This window comes from Calothrix sp. PCC 6303, assembly GCF_000317435.1.
Classification (GTDB): domain Bacteria; phylum Cyanobacteriota; class Cyanobacteriia; order Cyanobacteriales; family Nostocaceae; genus PCC-6303.
Window position 1 is genome coordinate 3,660,703 of sequence record NC_019751.1, and the last position, 21,111, is coordinate 3,681,813.

The following is a 21,111-nucleotide window of genomic DNA, read 5'->3' on the forward strand; positions in this document are numbered from 1 at the left end:
TAATAATATGCAAAATAAACGAATTTTAGTTACAGGTGGTGCAGGTTTCATCGGTTCCGAACTAGTCCATCAAATTATAGTGAAAACCAATAACCAGGTAATTGTTGTCGATAATTTAGTAAATGGACAACAAAAAAACTTGGAAAACTTGCCTAGCGATCGCTTAGAGCTAATTGTGGCAGATATTCGAGATAGCGATCGCATGGCAGAAATAATGTCGCGCGTAGATGTTGTCTTTCACCTCGCTTGCTTAGGTGTGCGCCATTCTATCCACTCGCCAGAGGAAAACCATGAAGTTAACGCCACAGCCACCCTCCAACTATTAAGCGCAGCGAGAGGCGCTGGAGTCAGTAGATTTGTCTATGTATCCAGTTCTGAAGTTTACGGTACTGCCCGTTGGGTACCGATGACAGAAGAACATCCAACTTTTCCCATGACTGTTTACGGAGGCTCTAAGCTAGCTGGAGAGTGCTACACCAGAGCATTTTACGAAACTTACAGCTACCCAACAGTAGTTGTCCGTCCCTTTAATGCCTACGGACCCCGTTGTCACCATGAAGGAGACAGCGGCGAAGTCATCCCGAAATTTTTACTCCGAAGTATGGCTGGCAAACCCATGGTCATTTTTGGTGACGGGACTCAAACTCGAGACTTCACCTATGTTAGTGATACAGCTAGAGCAATAATGTTAGCAGGCTCTACAGATTCAGCTATTGGACAAACAATAAATTTGGGCAGCGGCTTTGAAATTGCCATTAATGATTTAGCTCAGGAAATAGCAGCCATAATCACATCAGGAGACACAAGCATCATTCATGATGAATCTCGTCCAGGTGATGTATTACGCCTATACGCGGAAACTACAAAAGCATACAAACTCTTGGGATTTCAGCCAGAAGTCTCACTCCACGCAGGTTTGATCAAGTTGAGAGATTGGTATTTAAGTTTTGGAAAATCTCCAGAAACCCTGCTTGAAAATGAAATTGTACGCAACTGGGATATGGGCAGGAGCAAACAGTATGTCTGAAGTCAAATCTCGAATTCCCATCGCTAAACCCTGGATCGGTGAAGCTGAGGCTGAAGCCGCTAGCAGGGCGATTATGTCTGGCTGGGTAACACAAGGACCAGAAGTCGCTGCCTTTGAGCAGGAATTTGCTGCTTACGTCGGAGGAAATTATGCTTGCGCGGTTTCCAATTGTACCACAGCATTGCATTTAGCGCTCTTGGCTGTAGGTGTGAAACCTGGAGATGAAGTAATTACCGTTAGTCATTCCTATATTGCCACCGCCAACAGCATTCGCTACTGCGGTGCAACACCAGTGTTTGTGGATATTGAACCACAGACATATAACATCAACCCAATGTTAATTGAAGAGGTGATTAGCAAAAACACCCGCGCTATTCTCATTGTTCATCAAATAGGAATGCCTTGCGACCTTAAGGCAATTTTAGACATTGCCTATCGCCACAATTTACCAGTAATTGAAGATGCGGCTTGTGCCATTGGTAGTGAAATTCTCTGGGACGGCAACTGGGAGAAAATTGGTAAGCCACACGGGGATATCGCCTGCTTTTCTTTTCACCCTCGCAAAATCATTACTACTGGTGATGGGGGGATGCTGACTACAAATAATCCTGCATATGACAAACAGTTTCGCCTGTGGCGGCAACATGGAATGAGTATCCCCGATACTGTACGCCACGGTGCAAAACAGGTGATGTTTGAGTCATACCCCATGCTAGGTTACAACTACCGCATGACTGATATTCAGGCAGCAGTCGGGCGAGAGCAACTCAAACGGTTGCCAGAAATTACTGAGCGTCGGCGTTATTTAGCACAGCAATATCAGGAAAAGCTAGCAGATATACTGAGATTAAAATTACCTACGGAACCAAATTGGGCAAAGAGTAACTGGCAGAGTTTTTGTGTCCGGCTAACAGAAAAATGCAACCAGTTACAAGTAATGCAGACAATGTTAGATGCTGGCGTTGCCACACGACGCGGGATTATGTGTGCCCACCGTGAACAAGCTTATCAAACTGAAGCCTGGTCATGTGGATTTAAGGCAAAAGCTTGTAGGTGTGAAATTGGAAAGTGCGATCGCTTAACTGAAAGCGAACAGGCACAAGACCAAACAATATTGCTACCACTGTTTCACCAGATGACTGTGAGTGAGCAAGATTATGTGGTGAAAGTTCTACAAATGGCTACTCAAATTTAAAATATCCACTTTTGACCCAATCATAAATCATCAACTTGTATAAGACTCATATTTGATTTATGAAACACACCCTATATATAAACCTCGTCCACCATGAAAAGTGGAGTTTTGTCATTGCGACGTAAGGAAGCAATCTCATAATCTGAAGTTACAAACTACGGTTCTCAAAATAGACAAGGTTTACTTAAATTTTTTCAATAATCAAATCGGATTCTTATAGTCATCAAATCTATCAGAAATAGCTATGGCTGTCTTATTTACAAATCAAGCTCCCAGTATTCCCAATTTCACTGATAACGTTCCTTACGAATTAGGAATGAAATTCCGTGCTGCCACAGGTGGACAAATTACCGCCATCCGCTTCTGGAAAGCCCCAAGTGAAACTGGAACCCATGTTGGCAGAATCTGGACGGCAACGGGAACGCCCTTAGGAAATGTTACTTTTACCAATGAAACTGCTTCTGGTTGGCAAAATCAGTTACTCAGTACACCAATCAACATTCAAGCCAACACAACTTATATAGTTTCTGTCAACGTTAATAGCCACTACGTCGCTACTTATGACCAATTAGCTAGCCCCATAGTTAATGGTAATCTTAGCTCAGTAGCAGATGGCAGTAATGGAGTATTTAATGGAACTGCGGGAGCCTTCCCCACTGGTTCTTATCGGAATACTAACTATTTTCGTGACATCGACTTTGCACCTGTTGCCCTATCAACCATCACAAAAGTCAGTGGTGACAACCAAACTGGTGCAACTGGTAGCACCTTGCCTAACCCCCTAGTTGTGGAAGTTAAAGATAGTGGTGGTAATCCTCAATCTGGGGTGACAGTTAACTTCGCTGTGACTGGTGGCGGTGGATCAGTTTCACCCACAAGCGCCGTCACTAATGCCAGTGGTCAAGCTAGCACCACCTTGACATTAGGAGCTAGTCCCGGAGCCACAAGCCCTGTAAGTAATACCGTTAGCGCCACCGCCAATAACATTGGTAATGTTACTTTCTCGGCAACTGCCAACCCACCAAGCAACCTCCAAAAGATCTTAACCAACCAAGTTCCCAGTATTCCTAATGCTACCGATAACGCTGCTTATGAATTAGGTATGAAATTTCGCAGTTCCAAAGGGGGGCAAATTACCGTCATCCGCTTCTGGAAAGCTGCTAGTGAAACAGGAACCCATATCGGCAAGATTTGGACAGCAACAGGAACTCTCATCGCCAGTGCCACTTTTATTAATGAGACGGCTTCTGGTTGGCAAGAGCAACTATTGGCAACACCAGTTAACATTCAGGCAAATACCACCTACGTAGTTTCCGTAAACGCTAACGCCTATTATGTTGCCACCTACGACGAGTTAGGCAGTTCCATAGTCAGCGGAGATCTTAACTCCGTGGCAGATGGCAACAACGGGGTATATAATACAAGCCCGAATTCTTTCCCCACTAACTCTTACCGCAACAGTAACTATTTTCGTGATATCGGCTTTGTTGTTGGCAGTAGTTTAATTAAAGTCGGTGGGGATAATCAAAGTGGTGCAACCGGAAGCACTCTGCCTAACCCCCTAGTTGTGCGAGTCATCAACGCTCAAAATAATCCCCAATCTGGAGTAACTGTCAACTTTGCCGTTACCAATGGTGGGGGATCAGTCTCCCCTGTGAGTGCAGTCACTAATGCCAGTGGTGAAGCAAGTACGACGTTGACCTTGGGATCGGTTCCTAGTGGTCCTGATGGGGTAATAGTGACGGCAACGGCAAGCGGCATCGGTAGTATTACCTTCTTGGCTACAGCAACTCCGACGAACCCCAATCCCATTTATTTGGAAAACTTAAATCCTGGCACCACTAACTGGAAACTTGTCAATCGGGCAAGTGGGGAAATTGCTGGCTACGCCTCAGCCACCAGTGTAAATAAAGGGGGATCACTGGATATTAAGGTTTCTCTGGGACAAGCTGGACAGTATACCATTGATGTGTATCGCTTGGGCTACTACGGTGGTAAGGGCGGAAGGCTCATGGTTAGTAGTGGTTCTTTGAACGGTACAGTCCAACCTAGCTGCACCTTAGACCCCAATACCCGTCTAGTTGAGTGTAACTGGAGTACATCCTACGTTTTACAAACAAGTAGCACTTGGACTAGCGGGCTTTACGTTGCCAAGCTAACCGACCAGGCAAGTGGCAAAGTAGCTCATGTCTGGTTTGTTGTCCGCGATGATAGCAGTACCGCCGATGTTTTATTCCAGAGTGCTGTTTCTTGTGTTCTCGCCTACAGTACAACGGGAGGATACAGTTTATACAGCTTTAACAGTATTGGTGGTCAAAGAGCTTTTAAAGTATCCTACGATCGACCTTTCTCCCAAGCAACCTTTCAAGAATCCTACGAATTTGATACACCCCTGCGTTGGGAGTATAACATGATACGTTGGTTGGAATCTCAAGCTTATAATGTCACCTACACCGACAATATGGAGATTCACACCAACGGACAAACTCTACTGAACCCCAACAAACATAAAGTATTCTTATCTGTAGGTCACGATGAATACTGGTCGAAAGAAATGCGCGATCGCGTTGAAGCCGGACGCAATGCTGGAGTTAGTTTAGGATTCTTCTCTGCCAATACTTGCTATTGGCGAGTCAGGTTTGAAAATTCCACCGCTGCGGCTGGTTCAATTAAACCTAATCGAATAATGGCTTGCTACAAACAGGATTGGGCATCAGATGCTGTGGCACAGCAACAAGGAGCATCAGCAGCAACTAATAAATTCCGCAGTGTTCAAAATCAGCGCCCAGAAAACGCCTTATTAGGGGTTATGTACGGTAGTGATACCGTAAATCTTTACGGCGGTTATAACTATGTTGTCACCAATAGCAATGATCCTTACTATGCAAATACAGGTCTGCAAAATGGAAGTCAGCTAAACCTTTTGGTGGGATATGAATGGGATTTTATTGTTAGTAACGGGTCTAGTCCTGCTGGTCTTGTCACATTATCCCAATCAACAGTGGTACCTGCTGATTTACTACCTACCTTCGACGAACCACCTGGAGAACAAGCCCTTCCCGTTAATCAAGATTTTACCAAAGCCCATTCAACTCGCTACACCGCAAGTGGTGGAGCTAAAGTCTTTGCATCGGGTACAAATCAATGGGCATGGGGATTAGATAGCGATGATGTCAGCCCAGCCCGGGAAGATATTCGCGTTAAGCAAATAACTGTCAATATCTTAGCGGATATGGCGGCTAGACCTCAAACCCCAAATGCCAGCCTGATTGTTCCTTAAAGCACCCCACCAAGAGTATAGTTATGTCACCACTAAAACGCCGACAATTTGGTAAACTCGCAGCTGCGGGCTTAACCTCCACCATCCTTGCTGATGTCTCGAAAAAAGCAATAGCACAAAATGAAAAGAAAATTCCAGAAGTTCTCTATGGAGTAAATCTTGTAATTACGAACAATGGTCGCAACCGAGAAGACCAAACTCCCTCAGTTGAACTGAATACGACTGATACTGCAACTGAAAGAGTCCCCGCCAGAATTACTGTGCCATCCCAAGCTGTAGAGAATCCATCCCCGGTAAAGAAAAAATCTCGAGCTTTCTTTACAGGCGAATCCGATCGTGTGACAAAATTGATCACATCAAAAGATGGAAATCTAATAACTTCTACAGTTTCCAACACTAGAAATGGTTATTTCAATCATCTGTTGTTTACTGTAGGTGGAGCTAGTAAGGCTCAATTCCGAGCCAAAAAAGTTTTAGATTTGGATACACCCAATCAGACAATCGAAAGCTTATTAAGCCTCTCCAACGAACAAATTTTGTGCTTGGTGGCAAATGAAGGAGTTCCACCTTTTACATTTAAAACCATAGATTTTTTCAGCGGTAAAATTCTTGCTAAAGATGAATTAGCTTTACCCCCATTACCACCTAACAATCGATTTGCTAACCTATGCCAAGATCCAAAGGGAAATATTTTTGCAACTGAGATCAGTGCGGATGGTATTCCCTTTTTAATCTTTCTGAACTTACAAGATAAAGCTGGAATTACTGGTAAGGTCAAAATTAACAAACTAGCCAGACTCACCTTTGAAGGACGCTCCCTTTCCAACGACGTTAAGGACTTAAATTTCTCGCCTTCTGGTCAATTATATGCACTTGCTGCTGATAAAAGTGGAAAAAGTAATGCTCTGTTTACCGTGGATGTGAAAACTGGAAAAATGGCTTTAGTGAGGGAGTTTGCATTTGAGAAGTTTACATTTGCTCCCTAATATATGAGTTTTTTGTGATCAAAGATGGAATAGTTGAAATATGCGATCGCGCTTTTGGTCGAAGTGCGATCGCCATTCTAATTAAACTCAGATAAAATGCTTGTTTTTTATTACACAAAATAAATATTCACAAATAAATATTAATTAACTATGCAAAAAACATCTGATGACACACTCAGTCTCTGGCGAGAAGAAGGTAGTCGTCTGATTCCCAAAAACTTTGAAGTGTTCCATAGCTTAGTTAAACAAACTAAAAATTATACACAGCAAGGTAAGTATAACGCCGCAGCAGTTTACGCAGAAATGGCAGCGTTTTATGCCACTGGGATGCACGGTGGTTTGTTCGTCAGTCAGGAACTAGAAGAAATTCTGCTAACAATTGGCAAAAATGTCATAACTGAAGACATTTATACTCAGAAAAAAAATACTTCGTTATCATCAGCCCCAAAGCACATACTCCATGTAATTACATCTGTAAGTTCTATTGGTGGACATACAAGAATGCTCTGGCGTTGGATTCAGCAGGATAATAAACGCTGCCACTCAATTGTCATCACTCGTCAGGAACAACAAACCGAAATCCCACTAATTCTCAAAACTGCTGTAAAAAACAGCGGCGGCAAGATATACATACTGAATTCCAAAGTCGGCGGTGTCATTTCCTGGGCAAAACAACTACGAAAAATTGCCAATCAAAGAGATTTGGTTGTATTGTATACACACAACTATGATGTAATTCCCATCATAGCCTTTGCCCAAAAGCAACAATCTCCACCAGTTATCTTTATAGATCACGCCGACCATAAGTTTTGGCTAGGAGCTAGCATTGGTGACATTTTCGCTAGTCTACGTGAGTCCGGAATGCGTTTATTGCACAAACGTAGAGAAATTGAAACTGACCTGAGCGTGCTACTTCCAATTATCATAGAACCTACCCACAGAAGTCTCTCGCGCTCACAAGCAAAACAAAAAATTGGTCTTCCCGAAGATAGTATTCTCCTACTTTCAGTTGCTAGAGCAGTTAAGTATAAAACAATAGACGGTATCAGCTTTGCAGATGCTCACCTTCCATTACTCGAAAAATACGAAAAAGTTTTTCTCATAGTAGTCGGTCCCAATAATCCAGCAGATTGGGCGACAGCAATTCAGAAAACAGAAGGGAGAATTCGAGTAATTAGCGAAACTCCAAACACTGCAATATTTTACCAAGCTGCTGACATTTATGTCGACTCATTTCCTTTTGTCTCCAATACATCACTCTTAGAAGCTGGTAGCTATGCTGTACCATTAGTTACTCGCAACCCTTACTCAGATGCATCCGAAATTCTCGGTGCTGATATGCCAGGTTTGACTGGTAATCTGATTCAAGTCAGGGATATTCAAGAATATATTGCAACTCTCTCACACCTAATTGAAGACGAAAAATTTAGACAATCTCTTGGTGAAGCAACCAGCAAAAAAATAGCAGAAACACACTGGGGGAATCACTGGCAACAAAAATTAGAAAATTTGTATATGAGTGCCATGTCCGTACCAAAAGTCAACAGAACTATGACTGCTGTAGACCAGATGTATATCGGAGAACCAGATACTCTGATACCAATAGTTCACGGTGGCAACTGCGATGTTGACTATGTAATTCAAATCTACATGGGAATTTTGCCATTATCTCTACGATGGCAGCATTGGCAAAGATTTTATCAAAAGTATTCCTCTCGTTATTCCTTAAGTTTTTTGCTGCCGGAATGGCTGTACAGACAATACTTAAACTTTAGATTAACTTTGAAAAATATTCTCAGCACTAAGTAAATGGCTAAAATCGCAGTAATTTCAACAACGGCAGGCTATCCTTGGGGCGGTAGCGAATACTTATGGGCAGCAATGGTAGAGCAAGCATTGTTAGAAGGACATGAAGTTTTAGTGTCAGTTAATGAGTTAGCAGTAACACATTCATCTGTTATCAAACTACAAGAGCAAGGTGCCAAAATATTTTCTAACACTAGAAGTTTCAGTTTAGTATCTAGAATACTGTATAAGCTGATTCAAAAAAATCCCTTACTTAAAAAATTCCTTAATAACTCACAATTTAAACCTATTTTTGATAGTAATCCTGATGTTATATGCTTGAGTGAAGGGCATATTTATAGCGCTGTTTTTGATCAGGATCTAATAAAACTTTTTCAAAATCATTCTATTCCTTACTTAGTTGTTACTCATCTGAACGAAGAATGTTACAAATTAGAAGAAAACATCAGAAAAACTGCTAAAAAACTTTTCTCTAAAGCAAAATATCATGTTTTTGTATCACACAAAAATGTCAAAATTGCTGAACGTCAACTTGCTCAATCATTACCAAATGCTTTAGTTTTACAAAACCCAGTAAATTTAGTTAATTTAAATATAGTTTCTTGGCTACAACAGTCAACAATTTTTTTTGCTAGTGTAGCTAGACTGGATGCAGCTTATAAAGGTCAAGACATCCTATTTGAAATTCTCAGTTCACCAGTATGGCAACAAAGAAACTGGCAACTAAATCTCTATGGTTCTGGTCCAGATCAATCTTACCTTGAAGCTTTAGCTGAGTATTATGGCATTGCACATAGAGTAAAATTCTTCGGGCATGTTAATGATATTCGCTCAATTTGGTCTAATAACCATATACTATTACTTCCTTCCAGAGAAGAAGGAGGACCACCAATATCTTTAGTTGAAACAATGCTGTGTGGTCGTCCAGTTGTTGCCACCGATGTAGGAGCAGTGACTGAATGGATTGAAGATGAACTGACTGGTTTTATTGCAGAAGCGCCTACACTAAACTTATTTGCAGCTGCGATGAATAGAGCATGGCAGTCACAGAATAATTGGGAAAAAATGGGAGTTAAAGCTCATGAAATTGCCACTGCTAAACTTGATCATTCACCTGGATGCAGCTTATTAAAACTAGTTCTTGATGCGTCTACAAAACATCTGTAGTTTAGATATATTAATTGTTTCCTTTATGTCAATATCTAATCTCATAAAGCAAGATTAATTTCGAGTATTTATTGAAGCTAAAATGATGCGATAGATTATTCGGTGTAATCGATATAAATCATAGATTGTCTCAGTTTTTTAATGCACTAAATTAGTTGTGTTATTTCACTAAACATACTTAGATTTTTTCAATAATCAAATCGGATTCTTGTATTAAATTTATGCCAAGTTATATGCAACCTATTTTAAGTGTTGTTATTTGTACACATAATCCTAATACTAATTACTTAACAAGAGTATTAGAAGCATTAAAAGAGCAAACCTTAAAGTTAGAGTTATGGGAAATATTACTCATCGATAATGCAAGTAGTCAACAGTTATCTTTAGAAATAGATCTAAGTTGGCATCCTCAATCTCGCCATATCCGAGAAGATAAATTAGGATTAACCCCTGCAAGACTACGAGGTATTAAAGAGGCAGTGGGGGAAGTTTTGGTTTTTGTTGATGATGATAATGTTTTAGACTTTGATTACCTCAAATTAGCGGTTGAAATTAGTCAAGATTTTCCCAAACTTGGCGCTTGGGGTGGACAAGTTCAAGCAGAATTTGAGGAACCACCCCCAGAATGGACAAAGCCTTACTGGGGCTTCCTAGCTATTCGTGAATTTACTACAGATAAATGGTCTAATTTATTACATCAACATGAGACAGTACCTTGTGGTGCAGGAATGTGTGTTCGCAGAGTAGTGGCTGATAAATATGCTGATTTAGTATCTCACGATCCAAGACGTATAAATCTTGATCGCAAGGGAACATTACTAACAAGTTGTGGAGATTCAGACTTAGCATTTACAGCTTGTGATGTTGGATTAGGTACAGGATTATTTACTTACTTAAAGTTGATTCATCTGATCCCTCACACTAGGCTTAAAGAGGACTATATTTTGAGGTTGTTAGAAGGAATATGCTACTCGCGGACAATTCTAGACTTTTTAAGGGGGAAGCCAATACCTAAATATTCTTGGAAAGATAGGTTGTTGGAATATTATTTTATCTTGCGACTGAATCCAAGAGAACGTCGTTTGTACATGGCGCAAAAAAGGGGTAATTTTCTTGCTTTAAAAGAATTATTGAAGCTATCTAGTATATCAAGATAGAAGCAAGAAGCTAGGATGAAAAACAAGTAATAATACTAATTTGAAACAAGAATGCGACAGATGATTTTTGTATACGTCATATAGCCTCTTGCTCCCTTCGGGAGAGCTACGCTAACAGAGGATCTGAGTCGCAAAGTGACACGCTACGCGAACGCTAACACGTCTCATATTTTGGATGTGTTGCAAATATTTTTGAATCGGTATCAGTAATGATTCTGTTTTGTAAAAGATAGAATTTTTAGGTAAATTAAACCCCAAAAAACGGTTAATCTAATAGACATTGCTGGACAAGCTGATATCTATTTTAATAATAGTTTTATTAATGCATTATGTACATAGTGATGCTCGCCACAAGCTCACATCATACTATATTTGTAGGCGTTTCAGATTCTCATACTGCAATGTACTTGTAATAAAATAGAATACTTATTTAAATGCTAATTCAAGAGATACCCAAGATTTCTATCGTTACACCTTCCTACAATCAAGCTAATTTTTTAGAGGCGACTATTCAGAGCGTATTATCACAAAATTATCGAAATCTAGAGTACATAATTATCGATGGCGGTTCTACAGATGGAAGTTTAGAAATTATCAAAAAATACGAAAAATACTTGCACTTCTGGTGCAGTGAACCAGACAAAGGACAGTATGATGCTATTAATAAAGGATTTAAACATTCAACTGGTGAAATTATGGCATGGATTAATAGTGATGATATGTATTGCCCCTGGGTATTTAAAACAGTAGCTGATGTGATTTCTGAGCTACCTGAAGTAGAATGGTTAACAACCTTACGTATGGGTTTATGGGATTGGCACGGCTTTTGTATTGGTTTTTTCCCATTACCGGGTTATGCGAAAGCGGCTTTTTTGGATGGTTATTATCTTCCCAAAAAAAGAAATATTGGTGTTTGGATACAGCAAGAATCTACTTTTTGGCGACGCAGTTTGTGGGAAAAAGCAGGAAGTTTTATTTGCCAAGATTTCAAGCTTGCTGGCGATTTTGAACTGTGGTCACGGTTTTTTATTCATACAGAATTGTATGGTGTAGATTCGCCATTGGCTGGTTTTCGCGTTCAGTCAAAGCAAAAAAGTCGTCAGATAGATGCTTATTTCCATGAAGCAGAGCAGATATTATCATCTACAAGGGAGTCATTAACTTATTCTAATGTTAGCTGGCTCAAAAATATCTGCTTGCAATTAAGTTTACATCGTATTCCTAAAGTTGAAAAGGCTGTAGCTTCATTAGTTGGTTATGATGGGAAAAAAATTGTTAGAAGAAATCAAGATACTGCATCTGGTTTTTGGCAAATACAAGAATACAAGTTTCTTTAAGTATGAGAGTTGAAGCTGAAGCGAGATAGGAGTACTCCAAGCAAAAAAAAGCCCAGTTGTCATTACGTAGCTTGCTTCTCCGTTTCGGAGTACGAAGCGATAGCGAAGTGAAGTAATCGCGTAGTCTACAAGTTCTTGGGATTGCTGAGTCCTTCCTCAAACCTACGGTTCGCAAGCTACGCAATGAGTGATTTTGGATCATTTATTTGTTGGAACACTCTCTCTAGCCTTGTTCATCGGGCTAAAACTTGTGATGAAAGCGTAATCCTCAAACTGATGATGTTGATGGGTAATTTTTCACTCACACAATGTGTTTTATGATTGATAAAAGATTTAGTAAAAATTTACCTTTGATTTCAATTATTACAGTTACTTATAATTGTTTTCATGATTTAACTGAAACATTTAATAGTGTTATTTCTCAGAGTTATAAAAATATAGAATATATTGTAATTGATGGTGGTTCTAAAGATGGAACTATGGGTTTTCTACATGAAAATGATGATAAAATAGCCTATTGGGTCAGTGAAACAGATTCAGGAATTTATGATGCGATGAATAAGGGAGCTTTAGCCAGTACTGGAGATTGGCTGATATTTATGAATTCTGGGGATAAGTTTTTGACAGAAGATACACTAAATCAAGTTATCAGCTATCTAAACGATACTGTAGATGTTGTTTACGGAGGAGTTGAATCTGTTACGAATGATAGATTTGGCTATCATACTGATCAACGTCATCCATATGATTTATCTATTATTTGGCGGGAGATTCCGACTTGTCATCAAAGTATTTTCGTGAAAAGAGAATTACAGCTTAAATTTCCTTTTGATACTGATTTAAGTTGGTGTGCAGATCATGATTTTATAACTCGATTGTATGTATCTGGTTATAAGTTTTTGGAAATTCCTGTAGTTGTTGCTAAATTTGATACATCAGGGGGAGCCTCAAGGGATTTATTGAGCTTTACGCGAGAAAGATGGTCTATTTATAGAAAGCATTTTAGTAGGTCATTTGCGAAAGATTGGTATTTTATTAATGAATACAAAGGATTTTGGTTGCACAAAAACATTATTAGTAAAATACGTGACTTGCTGCCTAGCGGATGGGTTCTTACTTGGCGTAAGTATCGACGCATATATTAGTTTGATTTGACTATAATTTTTATGAATTAATTGTATGATTAACTCTGACAATATTGGAGCTTACTTTTCTGCTAATGATTTTGTTTACGATTGGGTAATTGCTTTTCTCAATAGCTTTAGAACCTTTAACCCAGATTTACGCCTGATTCTAATTCCCTTTAATGATGAGTGCGATCGCATTCTCAAACTAAGTAGCATTTATCAATTTGAAGTATATACCGATGTGTCTTTCTCACGCTTGGAACGAATTGGTGAAGCATTTGAGCTAGGCTATACCCCTACCGGTCCCTATTGGTTTAGACGCTATGCAGCTTTTTGGGGACCACTAGATTATTTTATGTACTTAGATGCTCGGCAAATTGTGCTAGCAAATCTTAAACCCTTCATTGAAGTAATAGAAACTCTGGGGTTTGACTTTCTACATTATGACTGTGCGATCGACCAAGTGTACGAACAAGGAACATTTCGTCAAGAATTATTAAGACAGGGGCGGGGACGCGGTTTTAATTCTGGTCGTTGGGCTTCTCGTAAGGGGCTATTTTCAATTGAAGACTTTGAGTCATTTGCATCAGATGCATTAAAAATACGAGATCAACTCAACCCTCGCAATACAGATCAAGCATTCATTAACTATTGCTGTGATATGAAGCCTGTGCGCTATGGGCATTTTGCAGAAGTGATTGGAGGTATATCTCAAAACGGGTGGGCAAGACTATCGGGTAAAATTTACTCGAAAGATGGAAAATATTATTTGTGGGATTACGGGGGTTTGGATCATAAAAAACAAATATTTCTTCTACATTGGGCAGGTTACAGATTGAATGCTTTAATGCCTAATAATTATTTATTATATCAATATTTATTAAGAGAAAAATCCATGTTCAAGCGATTGCAATTTTACGGAAATATGGGATTAAATTACTTAATAAGTACTCCGATTAATAGTATAAAAAAGCAAAAATTACTCAACACTTTGTATCATAAATTAGAAAAATATTATAAAATTTATGTTAAATAATGAAGTATACAAATAAACAATAATAAAAGGCGTTTTGTGAAATTAACTGCTTATATTCATCCCATTCGCACTTATCTACCCTGCACAGGAATAGGGCGGCATATGAACCAGATGCTGCTTGGGCTTGCAGAACGAAGCGGGATTGAGTTAGAGTTGCTTTTCTTCAAACAATGGTTAGGAAGCGATGGGAAGCTCGATCCACTCAGCCCATTACGTGAATTGCCTAAGCGTACTTTCCCTACAGTAGAAAATTCCACTGAGCGTACATGGAAACTACTTAACTACCCGCGTGCGGATAAATATTTGCCAGATCGGGCTGACTGGCTCTACGCTCCGATGGAAACTTATATTCCGGTCTCAAAATGCCCCGTCGCTGTTACGATTCACGACATACAAGCATTTGAAACTAATTTACCCTGGTCAAATACTTGGCATCACCAATTTTTTCGCTACAAGTGGGAGCTTTGGGTTCGGCGTGCTTTATCTGAATGTCGGGTAGTGTTTACTGTCTCGGAATTTTCCCGACAAAGAATGGTAGAACTTTTGGGTGCAGATCCACAAAAGATTGTGGTGGTGGGAAATGGTGTTGAGCAATCTTTCTTTGACATTGCTTCAGCTAATCCTGCTGACTGGAAAAGTCCCATAGAAGCACCGTACATTATTATAGTCGGAGGTCTGCGGCAGAAAAAAGGAGGTGATGATGTCTTAGCTGTTGCTGATACTCTGCGTCAACGCAAGAGTAATCTGCATATTGTTGTCGCCGGTGCCTCAGAAACTACTTATATTGAAGCAGTTAAAGCTCACTCACATGTGACCTTACTTGGTAAAGTTCCAGATGAAGACTTACCAGGTTTGATGCGGGGAGCATCTTCTTTCCTCTTCCTTTCTCCTTATGAAGGATTTGGCATACCTGCACTAGAAGCAATGGCTGCTGGGACTCCAGCTATTGTAGCTAATAAAGCCTCTTTGCCAGAGGTGGTTGGAGATGGGGGTATTGTAGTTAACCCAGAGGCAACAGATGACATTGTAGATGTCTTAATAGAACTCGATCGTAATTTACATCTTCGGAAAAAATATATTCAATTAGGACAAAAACATGCGGCGCAATATACTTGGTCGCGCTGTGTAGACACTTTAATCACCGCATTCAAACAATTTGCCTAATGCTATTAACAAATAACAAAACCACTATGCCCCTAACACAGAAGGCAGAATATGTCCAATTTGGTAGTGGGCTATGCGCCCCTAGCCAATGGTTGAACTTTGATTCTAGTCTTGCACTGCGCTTACAAAAGCTACCTTTAGTGGGGAAGCTAGTCCCTTCTGGTCCTTTTGGAAGATTTCCACAAAATGTGAAGTATGGTGACATAGTGAAAGGGCTACCCATACCTGACAATAGTGTTGAACTATTGTACTGTTCACATGTTTTGGAACATCTAACTTTAGAAGACCTGCCTAAGTCTCTAGAAAACTGTTACCGATATCTTAAACCTGATGGGATATTTCGTTTGGTTCTGCCGGATTTAGAATTTATGGCTCAACAGTATGTCAAATCAACATCTCCTGAAGCTGCGTTAGAATTCATGCGTGTGACCTGGTTAGGAAAAGAACATCGGCAACGTAGCTTACTTTCTTTTTTCCAAGAATGGATTAGTGGAAGTCAGCACCTTTGGATGTGGGACTACAAATCACTCTCGGTTGAACTCGAAAAGGTAGGCTTTAAGGATATCCGTCGAGCTTACATGGGAGATTCTGGTATTTATGCTTTTAGCAAGTTAGAAGATATGGAGCGGTGGGAGAATGAACTTGGGATTCAATGTCGTAAGTAAACATGGCTCTAAAAGTTGTTTTTTGTTGGTCTGATATCTCTGGTTATATGGCAGCTTGCTGGCGAACTTTGCATCAGACACCGGAGATTGATGTGTTTGTTGTGGGTTTTCAAGCCCGTACCGAAACGGCATTTTCTGACCAATTAATGCAGGGTATTCCTTGCAAACTCTTGGGGATGACAGAAAGACAGGATGCAAATTTAATCAAACGTTTGGTAGTGGCAGAATCTCCAGATGTGCTGGTTGTTTGCGGTTGGTTACATAAACCTTATTGTCAGTTGGCGTTTGCTCCTGAATTGAAGAAAACAGCTTTGGTTATGACCATGGATACCCCTTGGTGGGGTACATGGAAACAACATTTAGCTCCTTTATTGCTCCGCTCGTACTTACAATCAATGAATATGGTCGTTGTTGCTGGAGAGCGTAGTTGGCAATACGCTTTACGTTTAGGAATCAATCCGGCAAATATAGTACAGGGAGTTTACGGTATTGATTATGATGTTTGGTCGCCATTGTGGGAACAACGCTCGCAATCTCAATGGCCCCGTTCATTTTTATTTGTTGGTCGCTATGTTGCGGTTAAGGCAATCGATATTTTGGTAGAAGCTTACCAAATTTACCGTTCTCAAGTCTCTAATCCTTGGAATTTAGTCTGTTGTGGACAAGGAGACGAGAAATCATATCTGGAGGGGAAACCAGGAATTGAGAATTACGGATTTTTACAACCTTCAGAAATGCAAGCTGTGTGGCGATCATCGGGGGCTTTTATTTTACCCAGTCGATTTGATCCTTGGCCCCTGGCGTTAGTAGAAGCTGCTGCGGCTGGACTGCCTATTATTTGTACTGATGCTTGTGGTTCTGCGGTGGAAGTAATTAGACCTTGGTATAATGGTTTGACGGTACCCAAAAATCAGCCAAAGGCTCTAGCTGATGCAATGCTGATTTTGCACCAGCACCATTGTGACTTATCTAATTGGGGGAAGCGATCGCAGGAATTAGCGGCTCCTTACTCTGCCAAGATTTGGGCAGATCGTTGGCAACAACTATTACAAAATTCACATCAGATTAAAAAAGTCAAGCAAAATACTCACAATCTGCTATTCAATATCTAACTTGAATTTTCAAGTATGACTTCAGACCCTGCTAGCAAAATTTTCGACCTGCTTTTTAGTCCTTACGGAATACTAGCCATTATCATCGGTATTTTAATATTGGAACGAGCTAAACAATCTCGACGTTTAGCTTGGCTATTATTTGGGTTTTGCTGCTATGCAACTTCTTTAGGCAAATTCCAAGATCAATGGATAGCTGAACCACCTCCCTTGGTTTTTCCCTTACAACAGTTACGCGATATGGGTCGCCCTCTAACGATAATTCTAATTATTTCGCTAATCATACTGGGAATGCAAACACGGGACGGATGGCGACGAATAACTATCCCACAACCAGTGTATTACCTGATCGCATTTCAGGTAGCAGTTTTTGTGAAAATCCTAGTTTATGGTGATGTAGTTTTTGCTTTACTCGCAATAACTACATTTGCGTCAATTATCCTGATGTTTAAGTTGGGACCTTCCCGGTGGTTGCAGGACGAATATAATTTCCACTTAGGCGTTTGGTCATTGGCAATGGCTGGTGTAATTTTTGCACTTGCCTGTACATATCAAGGAAGATTTGATATGCAAGCAATGACATTTGTACAAGGAAGGTTCCTAGGAACTACTGGTAGTTCACAACATGCAGCAGCCTTACTGGCAGGAACTGTTCCCTGCTTTATGTTTCTCATTGAAAGTAATAAAAAATGGGGATGGAATAAAGCTTTTTGGATAGGAATTCTACTTGTTGTTACATACTTTTTATTGATTACGGGTTCTCGTACTGGTGTAATTATGGGAATTAGCTCTATTTTATTTTTCTATCGGAATAGATCTGGCTATTTATTTCGTTTGGGCTTGTTTGCTGCTATTTTATTAGGTTTCATCTTTTGTTTCATCAGCCCAGATGTAGTTACCCAAAGTACACCAGCAAACAATAGGTTAATTTCAGGCGGGAATACACGCGAAGGGGCTTGGGCTAGCATGTGGAATGGATTTGTGAATAATCCATTTTTTGGTTCTCCATTAGAAGGAGGACGTTTAGTTTTTGGAGAAAATTCCTGGTTAGCTGCTGGAGATACCACGGGATTACTTGGATTTATACCTATAGTAATGATGGGTCTAGGATGCTTAAAAATGATGTTTGAACTTCATAAATTGAGTAGCATAAAACCTAAATATTTCTTACATACTAGTATTGTCATAGCTGGTTTATCTGGTCTTTTGGCAGGAAGTTTTTCGGAAGCTATTCTGCTTGGAAATCTATCTTTCCCTGTGTTTTCTCTACTGATGTATTTATCCATGGGGAAATACTTACTAGATTTAAATCGAATACAAAATGAGTATTTTTTATTAGAGAGAAGACACTGCTAAGAGATCATTTATAAAGTAAACCTGAAATTTGTAGGGTGCGTTAAAGCAATGCGTAACGCACCGGATGATAGTGGTGCGTTACGGCTATATATCATTGGCTCACATACCCAAATGCTTACACAGCCGTAACACACCCTACTTAATATTTACTTTATAAATAGGCTCTAATATCTGAGAAATCAGATTTTATTTTTAGTTAGAGATATTTTTTGTAGGTTTGTTTTGAATGAAAGTTCTCCATGTTATTCCCTCCGTCACAAAACTGCGCGGTGGCACAAGTCAAGCTGTTTTGGATATGGTAAGAGCATTACAGATGATTAATGTCGATGCTGAAATTGCCACCACTAACGATGATGGAGATAACTTGCTTGATGTTCCACTTGGCAAGCGCATTCAGTATAATCATGTCCCTGTTTGGTTTTTCGAGCGCTTTTCACCCAATATCAAACCTATCAGAGAATACGCATTTACCAGCGAGTTGACACAATGGCTGTGGGAAAATATTTCTCGATATGATCTTGTACATGTCCATGCTCTGTTTTCTTATCCATCAACGATCGCTATGGCGATCGCTCGTTTGAAAAACGTTCCTTATATCGTCACCCCTCATGGTTTACTATGCGAGTGGTCTTTAGGGCAAAGTACACGTAAAAAGCAAATTTACTCAAAAATAATAGAGAAATCCAATCTCAATCATAGTCAAGGGATCCATTTTACTTCCCAAAAGGAACAGCAAGAAGTTTCTAAATTGGGGCTGAATGTGCCGGGTTTTGTAATCCCTTTAGGTCTTTCCATACCTGATCCCATTCCCGATGCCTATTCACGTCTGCGGCAACTTTATCATATTTCAGCATCTGAACCTGTGATTTTATTTTTATCTCGGTTGCATCATAAAAAAGGGTTAGATTATCTGATTCCTGCCTTGAGTAAAGTTAGTCACCATAAATTTACTTTTATATTAGCAGGTAGCGGTACTTCAGATTACGAAGCGGAAATAGAGTCTCTGCTTGTTTCTAATGGATTACGCGATCGCACTATCTTGACAGGATTTGTTGCTGGTGAAGACAAAGACCTATTAATGCAAGCTGCTGACTTGTTTACCCTGACTTCTCATTCAGAAAACTTTGCTGTCTCAGTTTTAGAAGCACTTGCTGTAGGTGTTCCTGTTTTGGTGACTCCTGGTGTCGCGTTAGCTGCTGTTGTGCAAGCAAATCAAGTTGGCTATATTCCTGATTTGAATGTTAGTGCGATCGCTGATGCTCTGGAGAGTTATTTTAGAAACCCTCAGCAAGCAAAACAAATGGGTGAAATTGCTCACAAATTTGTTTTGGAAAAATACACTTGGAAACGAATTGCTTCCCAATTACAAGAGGTTTACACAAGCATACTCGATAAAAGTTTATTGCTATCTAAAAGGATGTTTATAAAATAATTTTTAAAGTAGGGTATGTTGTGCTACACAAAGATTTGAGAGTTTGAGTAATACCAATTTGAAATGCGACAGATAAATTTTGTAGAGACGTGTATAGCTCTGCGAGCATATAAGAAAAGCGAAGCTCCTCTGTTAGCGTAGCTCTCCCGAAGGGAGCAAGAGGCTATATCACGTCTCATATAATTAGATGTGTTGTTTCCCTGCAACGCAATGATTAGTCATTTTATTAGGCATTTTGTGAAATGGTATAATAACACCTAAAAAAGCTATTTATTTCCTTACTATTTCGGAATTGCAAATTTTAGAATTCGAGCATTAAAGCACTTAAATTTTCATGATAAATTCAGCCAAATCATCCCGAATTTCTGATCAATGTTAGAGAAAATTACCCCTATCATCCTCACCTATAATGAAGCACCCAATATTGGACGTACCCTTCAAAAACTCGCTTGGGCAAAGCAAATTGTTGTGATTGATAGCTATAGTACCGATGAAACCCTAGATATCCTGGCATCCTACCCCCAGGTGAAAGTATTTAAACGCAAATTTGATACTCATGCAACACAGTGGAATTACGGGATAGAACAAGCCACTTCTGAGTGGGTGCTTTCTCTAGACGCGGATTACACTATTTCAGATGAGTTGATAGCTGAATTAAAAATATTGCCTCAAGATACAAATGTAGATGGTTATTTTGCCAGATTCAAATATTGCGTTTTTGGTAGACCTCTTCGAGGTACTATATTACCCCCGCGTCAGGTTCTATTTAGAAAAGACAAATCGATTTATATTGATGATGGACATACCCAGCTTCTAGAAGTTAAAGGGAAATCTACAATGCTTTCGAGCTATATTTTCCATGATGATCGCAAATCTTTAACTCGCTGGTTGTGGGCGCAAGATCGCTACTTAGTTATTGAAACAAAAATGTTATTAGAAACTTCAATAAGTAAACTAAGTTTAAGCGATCGCATTCGCAAACAAAAAATTATTGCCCCTTTTGTGGTGCTTTTCTACTGCCTAATTCTTAAAGGTGGCATTCTCGACGGTTGGCACGGTTGGTACTATGCCTTCCAACGTGTACTGGCAGAAATTATTCTTGCAATTCGTTTGATCGAAGCTGAACTATTACGGGAATTTTCAGGTAAATAGACGACGCGTAGAGATGTTCCGCTGGAACCTCTAGAAAAGGTTTTGATATTTATGCATGCTTCAAATAGATTAAAATTGCCGTAATCAAAAAAGTTCAGATTGAAGCGCACAG

Annotated in this window: 16 protein-coding genes; all 16 read left to right on the forward strand. The window is 39.8% G+C overall.

The window, feature by feature from the left end; all coding sequences use genetic code 11:
- The first annotated feature begins 7 nt into the window (after positions 1 to 7).
- The 16 genes from CAL6303_RS15045 (at position 8) to CAL6303_RS15120 (ending at position 20,999) form a co-directional block, all read left to right on the forward strand.
- Positions 8 to 1,027 (forward strand): GDP-mannose 4,6-dehydratase, encoded by a 1,020-nt coding sequence (locus CAL6303_RS15045; RefSeq protein WP_015198666.1) that lies wholly within the window; start codon positions 8 to 10, stop codon positions 1,025 to 1,027.
- Positions 1,020 to 2,222: a DegT/DnrJ/EryC1/StrS family aminotransferase gene (locus tag CAL6303_RS15050; RefSeq protein ID WP_015198667.1), complete on the forward strand. Its 1,203-nt coding sequence runs from the start codon at positions 1,020 to 1,022 to the stop codon at positions 2,220 to 2,222. The genes CAL6303_RS15045 and CAL6303_RS15050 overlap by 8 nt, the downstream gene beginning before the upstream one ends.
- Positions 2,223 to 2,466: 244 nt before the next feature.
- Positions 2,467 to 5,502: a N,N-dimethylformamidase beta subunit family domain-containing protein gene (locus CAL6303_RS15055; RefSeq protein ID WP_015198668.1), complete on the forward strand. Its 3,036-nt coding sequence runs from the start codon at positions 2,467 to 2,469 to the stop codon at positions 5,500 to 5,502.
- Positions 5,503 to 5,525: 23 nt separating this feature from the next.
- The gene (locus tag CAL6303_RS15060) at positions 5,526 to 6,488 is read left to right on the forward strand and encodes a hypothetical protein (RefSeq protein ID WP_015198669.1); all 963 of its coding nucleotides are present in this window, start codon (positions 5,526 to 5,528) and stop codon (positions 6,486 to 6,488) included.
- Between the two features lie 150 nt (positions 6,489 to 6,638).
- A complete protein-coding gene (locus CAL6303_RS15065) occupies positions 6,639 to 8,297 on the forward strand; it encodes a glycosyltransferase family 4 protein (RefSeq protein WP_015198670.1) in 1,659 nt (552 codons plus the stop codon).
- On the forward strand, positions 8,298 to 9,461 hold the full coding sequence (locus CAL6303_RS15070) for a glycosyltransferase family 4 protein (RefSeq protein ID WP_015198671.1): 1,164 nt from the start codon (positions 8,298 to 8,300) through the stop codon (positions 9,459 to 9,461).
- A gap of 221 nt (positions 9,462 to 9,682) precedes the next feature.
- Positions 9,683 to 10,618, forward strand: coding sequence for a glycosyltransferase (locus CAL6303_RS15075; RefSeq protein WP_015198672.1), 936 nt, complete (start codon positions 9,683 to 9,685; stop codon positions 10,616 to 10,618).
- Between the two features lie 434 nt (positions 10,619 to 11,052).
- On the forward strand, positions 11,053 to 11,955 hold the full coding sequence (locus CAL6303_RS15080) for a glycosyltransferase family 2 protein (RefSeq protein WP_015198673.1): 903 nt from the start codon (positions 11,053 to 11,055) through the stop codon (positions 11,953 to 11,955).
- A gap of 317 nt (positions 11,956 to 12,272) precedes the next feature.
- Positions 12,273 to 13,100, forward strand: coding sequence for a glycosyltransferase family 2 protein (locus tag CAL6303_RS15085; RefSeq protein WP_015198674.1), 828 nt, complete (start codon positions 12,273 to 12,275; stop codon positions 13,098 to 13,100).
- Positions 13,101 to 13,134: 34 nt separating this feature from the next.
- A complete protein-coding gene (locus tag CAL6303_RS15090) occupies positions 13,135 to 14,118 on the forward strand; it encodes a hypothetical protein (protein ID WP_015198675.1) in 984 nt (327 codons plus the stop codon).
- A gap of 36 nt (positions 14,119 to 14,154) precedes the next feature.
- Positions 14,155 to 15,282, forward strand: a complete 1,128-nt coding sequence (locus CAL6303_RS15095; protein WP_015198676.1) for a glycosyltransferase family 4 protein — start codon at positions 14,155 to 14,157, stop codon at positions 15,280 to 15,282.
- Positions 15,282 to 15,947: a class I SAM-dependent methyltransferase gene (locus CAL6303_RS15100; RefSeq protein WP_015198677.1), complete on the forward strand. Its 666-nt coding sequence runs from the start codon at positions 15,282 to 15,284 to the stop codon at positions 15,945 to 15,947. Before CAL6303_RS15095 ends, CAL6303_RS15100 begins: the two co-directional genes overlap by 1 nt.
- 2 nt (positions 15,948 to 15,949) lie before the next feature.
- On the forward strand, positions 15,950 to 17,059 hold the full coding sequence (locus CAL6303_RS15105) for a glycosyltransferase family 4 protein (protein WP_015198678.1): 1,110 nt from the start codon (positions 15,950 to 15,952) through the stop codon (positions 17,057 to 17,059).
- Between the two features lie 15 nt (positions 17,060 to 17,074).
- Positions 17,075 to 18,415 (forward strand): O-antigen ligase family protein, encoded by a 1,341-nt coding sequence (locus CAL6303_RS15110; RefSeq protein WP_015198679.1) that lies wholly within the window; start codon positions 17,075 to 17,077, stop codon positions 18,413 to 18,415.
- 226 nt (positions 18,416 to 18,641) lie between these two features.
- Positions 18,642 to 19,847 (forward strand): glycosyltransferase, encoded by a 1,206-nt coding sequence (locus tag CAL6303_RS15115; RefSeq protein ID WP_015198680.1) that lies wholly within the window; start codon positions 18,642 to 18,644, stop codon positions 19,845 to 19,847.
- Between the two features lie 372 nt (positions 19,848 to 20,219).
- The gene (locus tag CAL6303_RS15120; RefSeq protein ID WP_015198681.1) at positions 20,220 to 20,999 is read left to right on the forward strand and encodes a glycosyltransferase family 2 protein; all 780 of its coding nucleotides are present in this window, start codon (positions 20,220 to 20,222) and stop codon (positions 20,997 to 20,999) included.
- Positions 21,000 to 21,111: the final 112 nt, after the last annotated feature.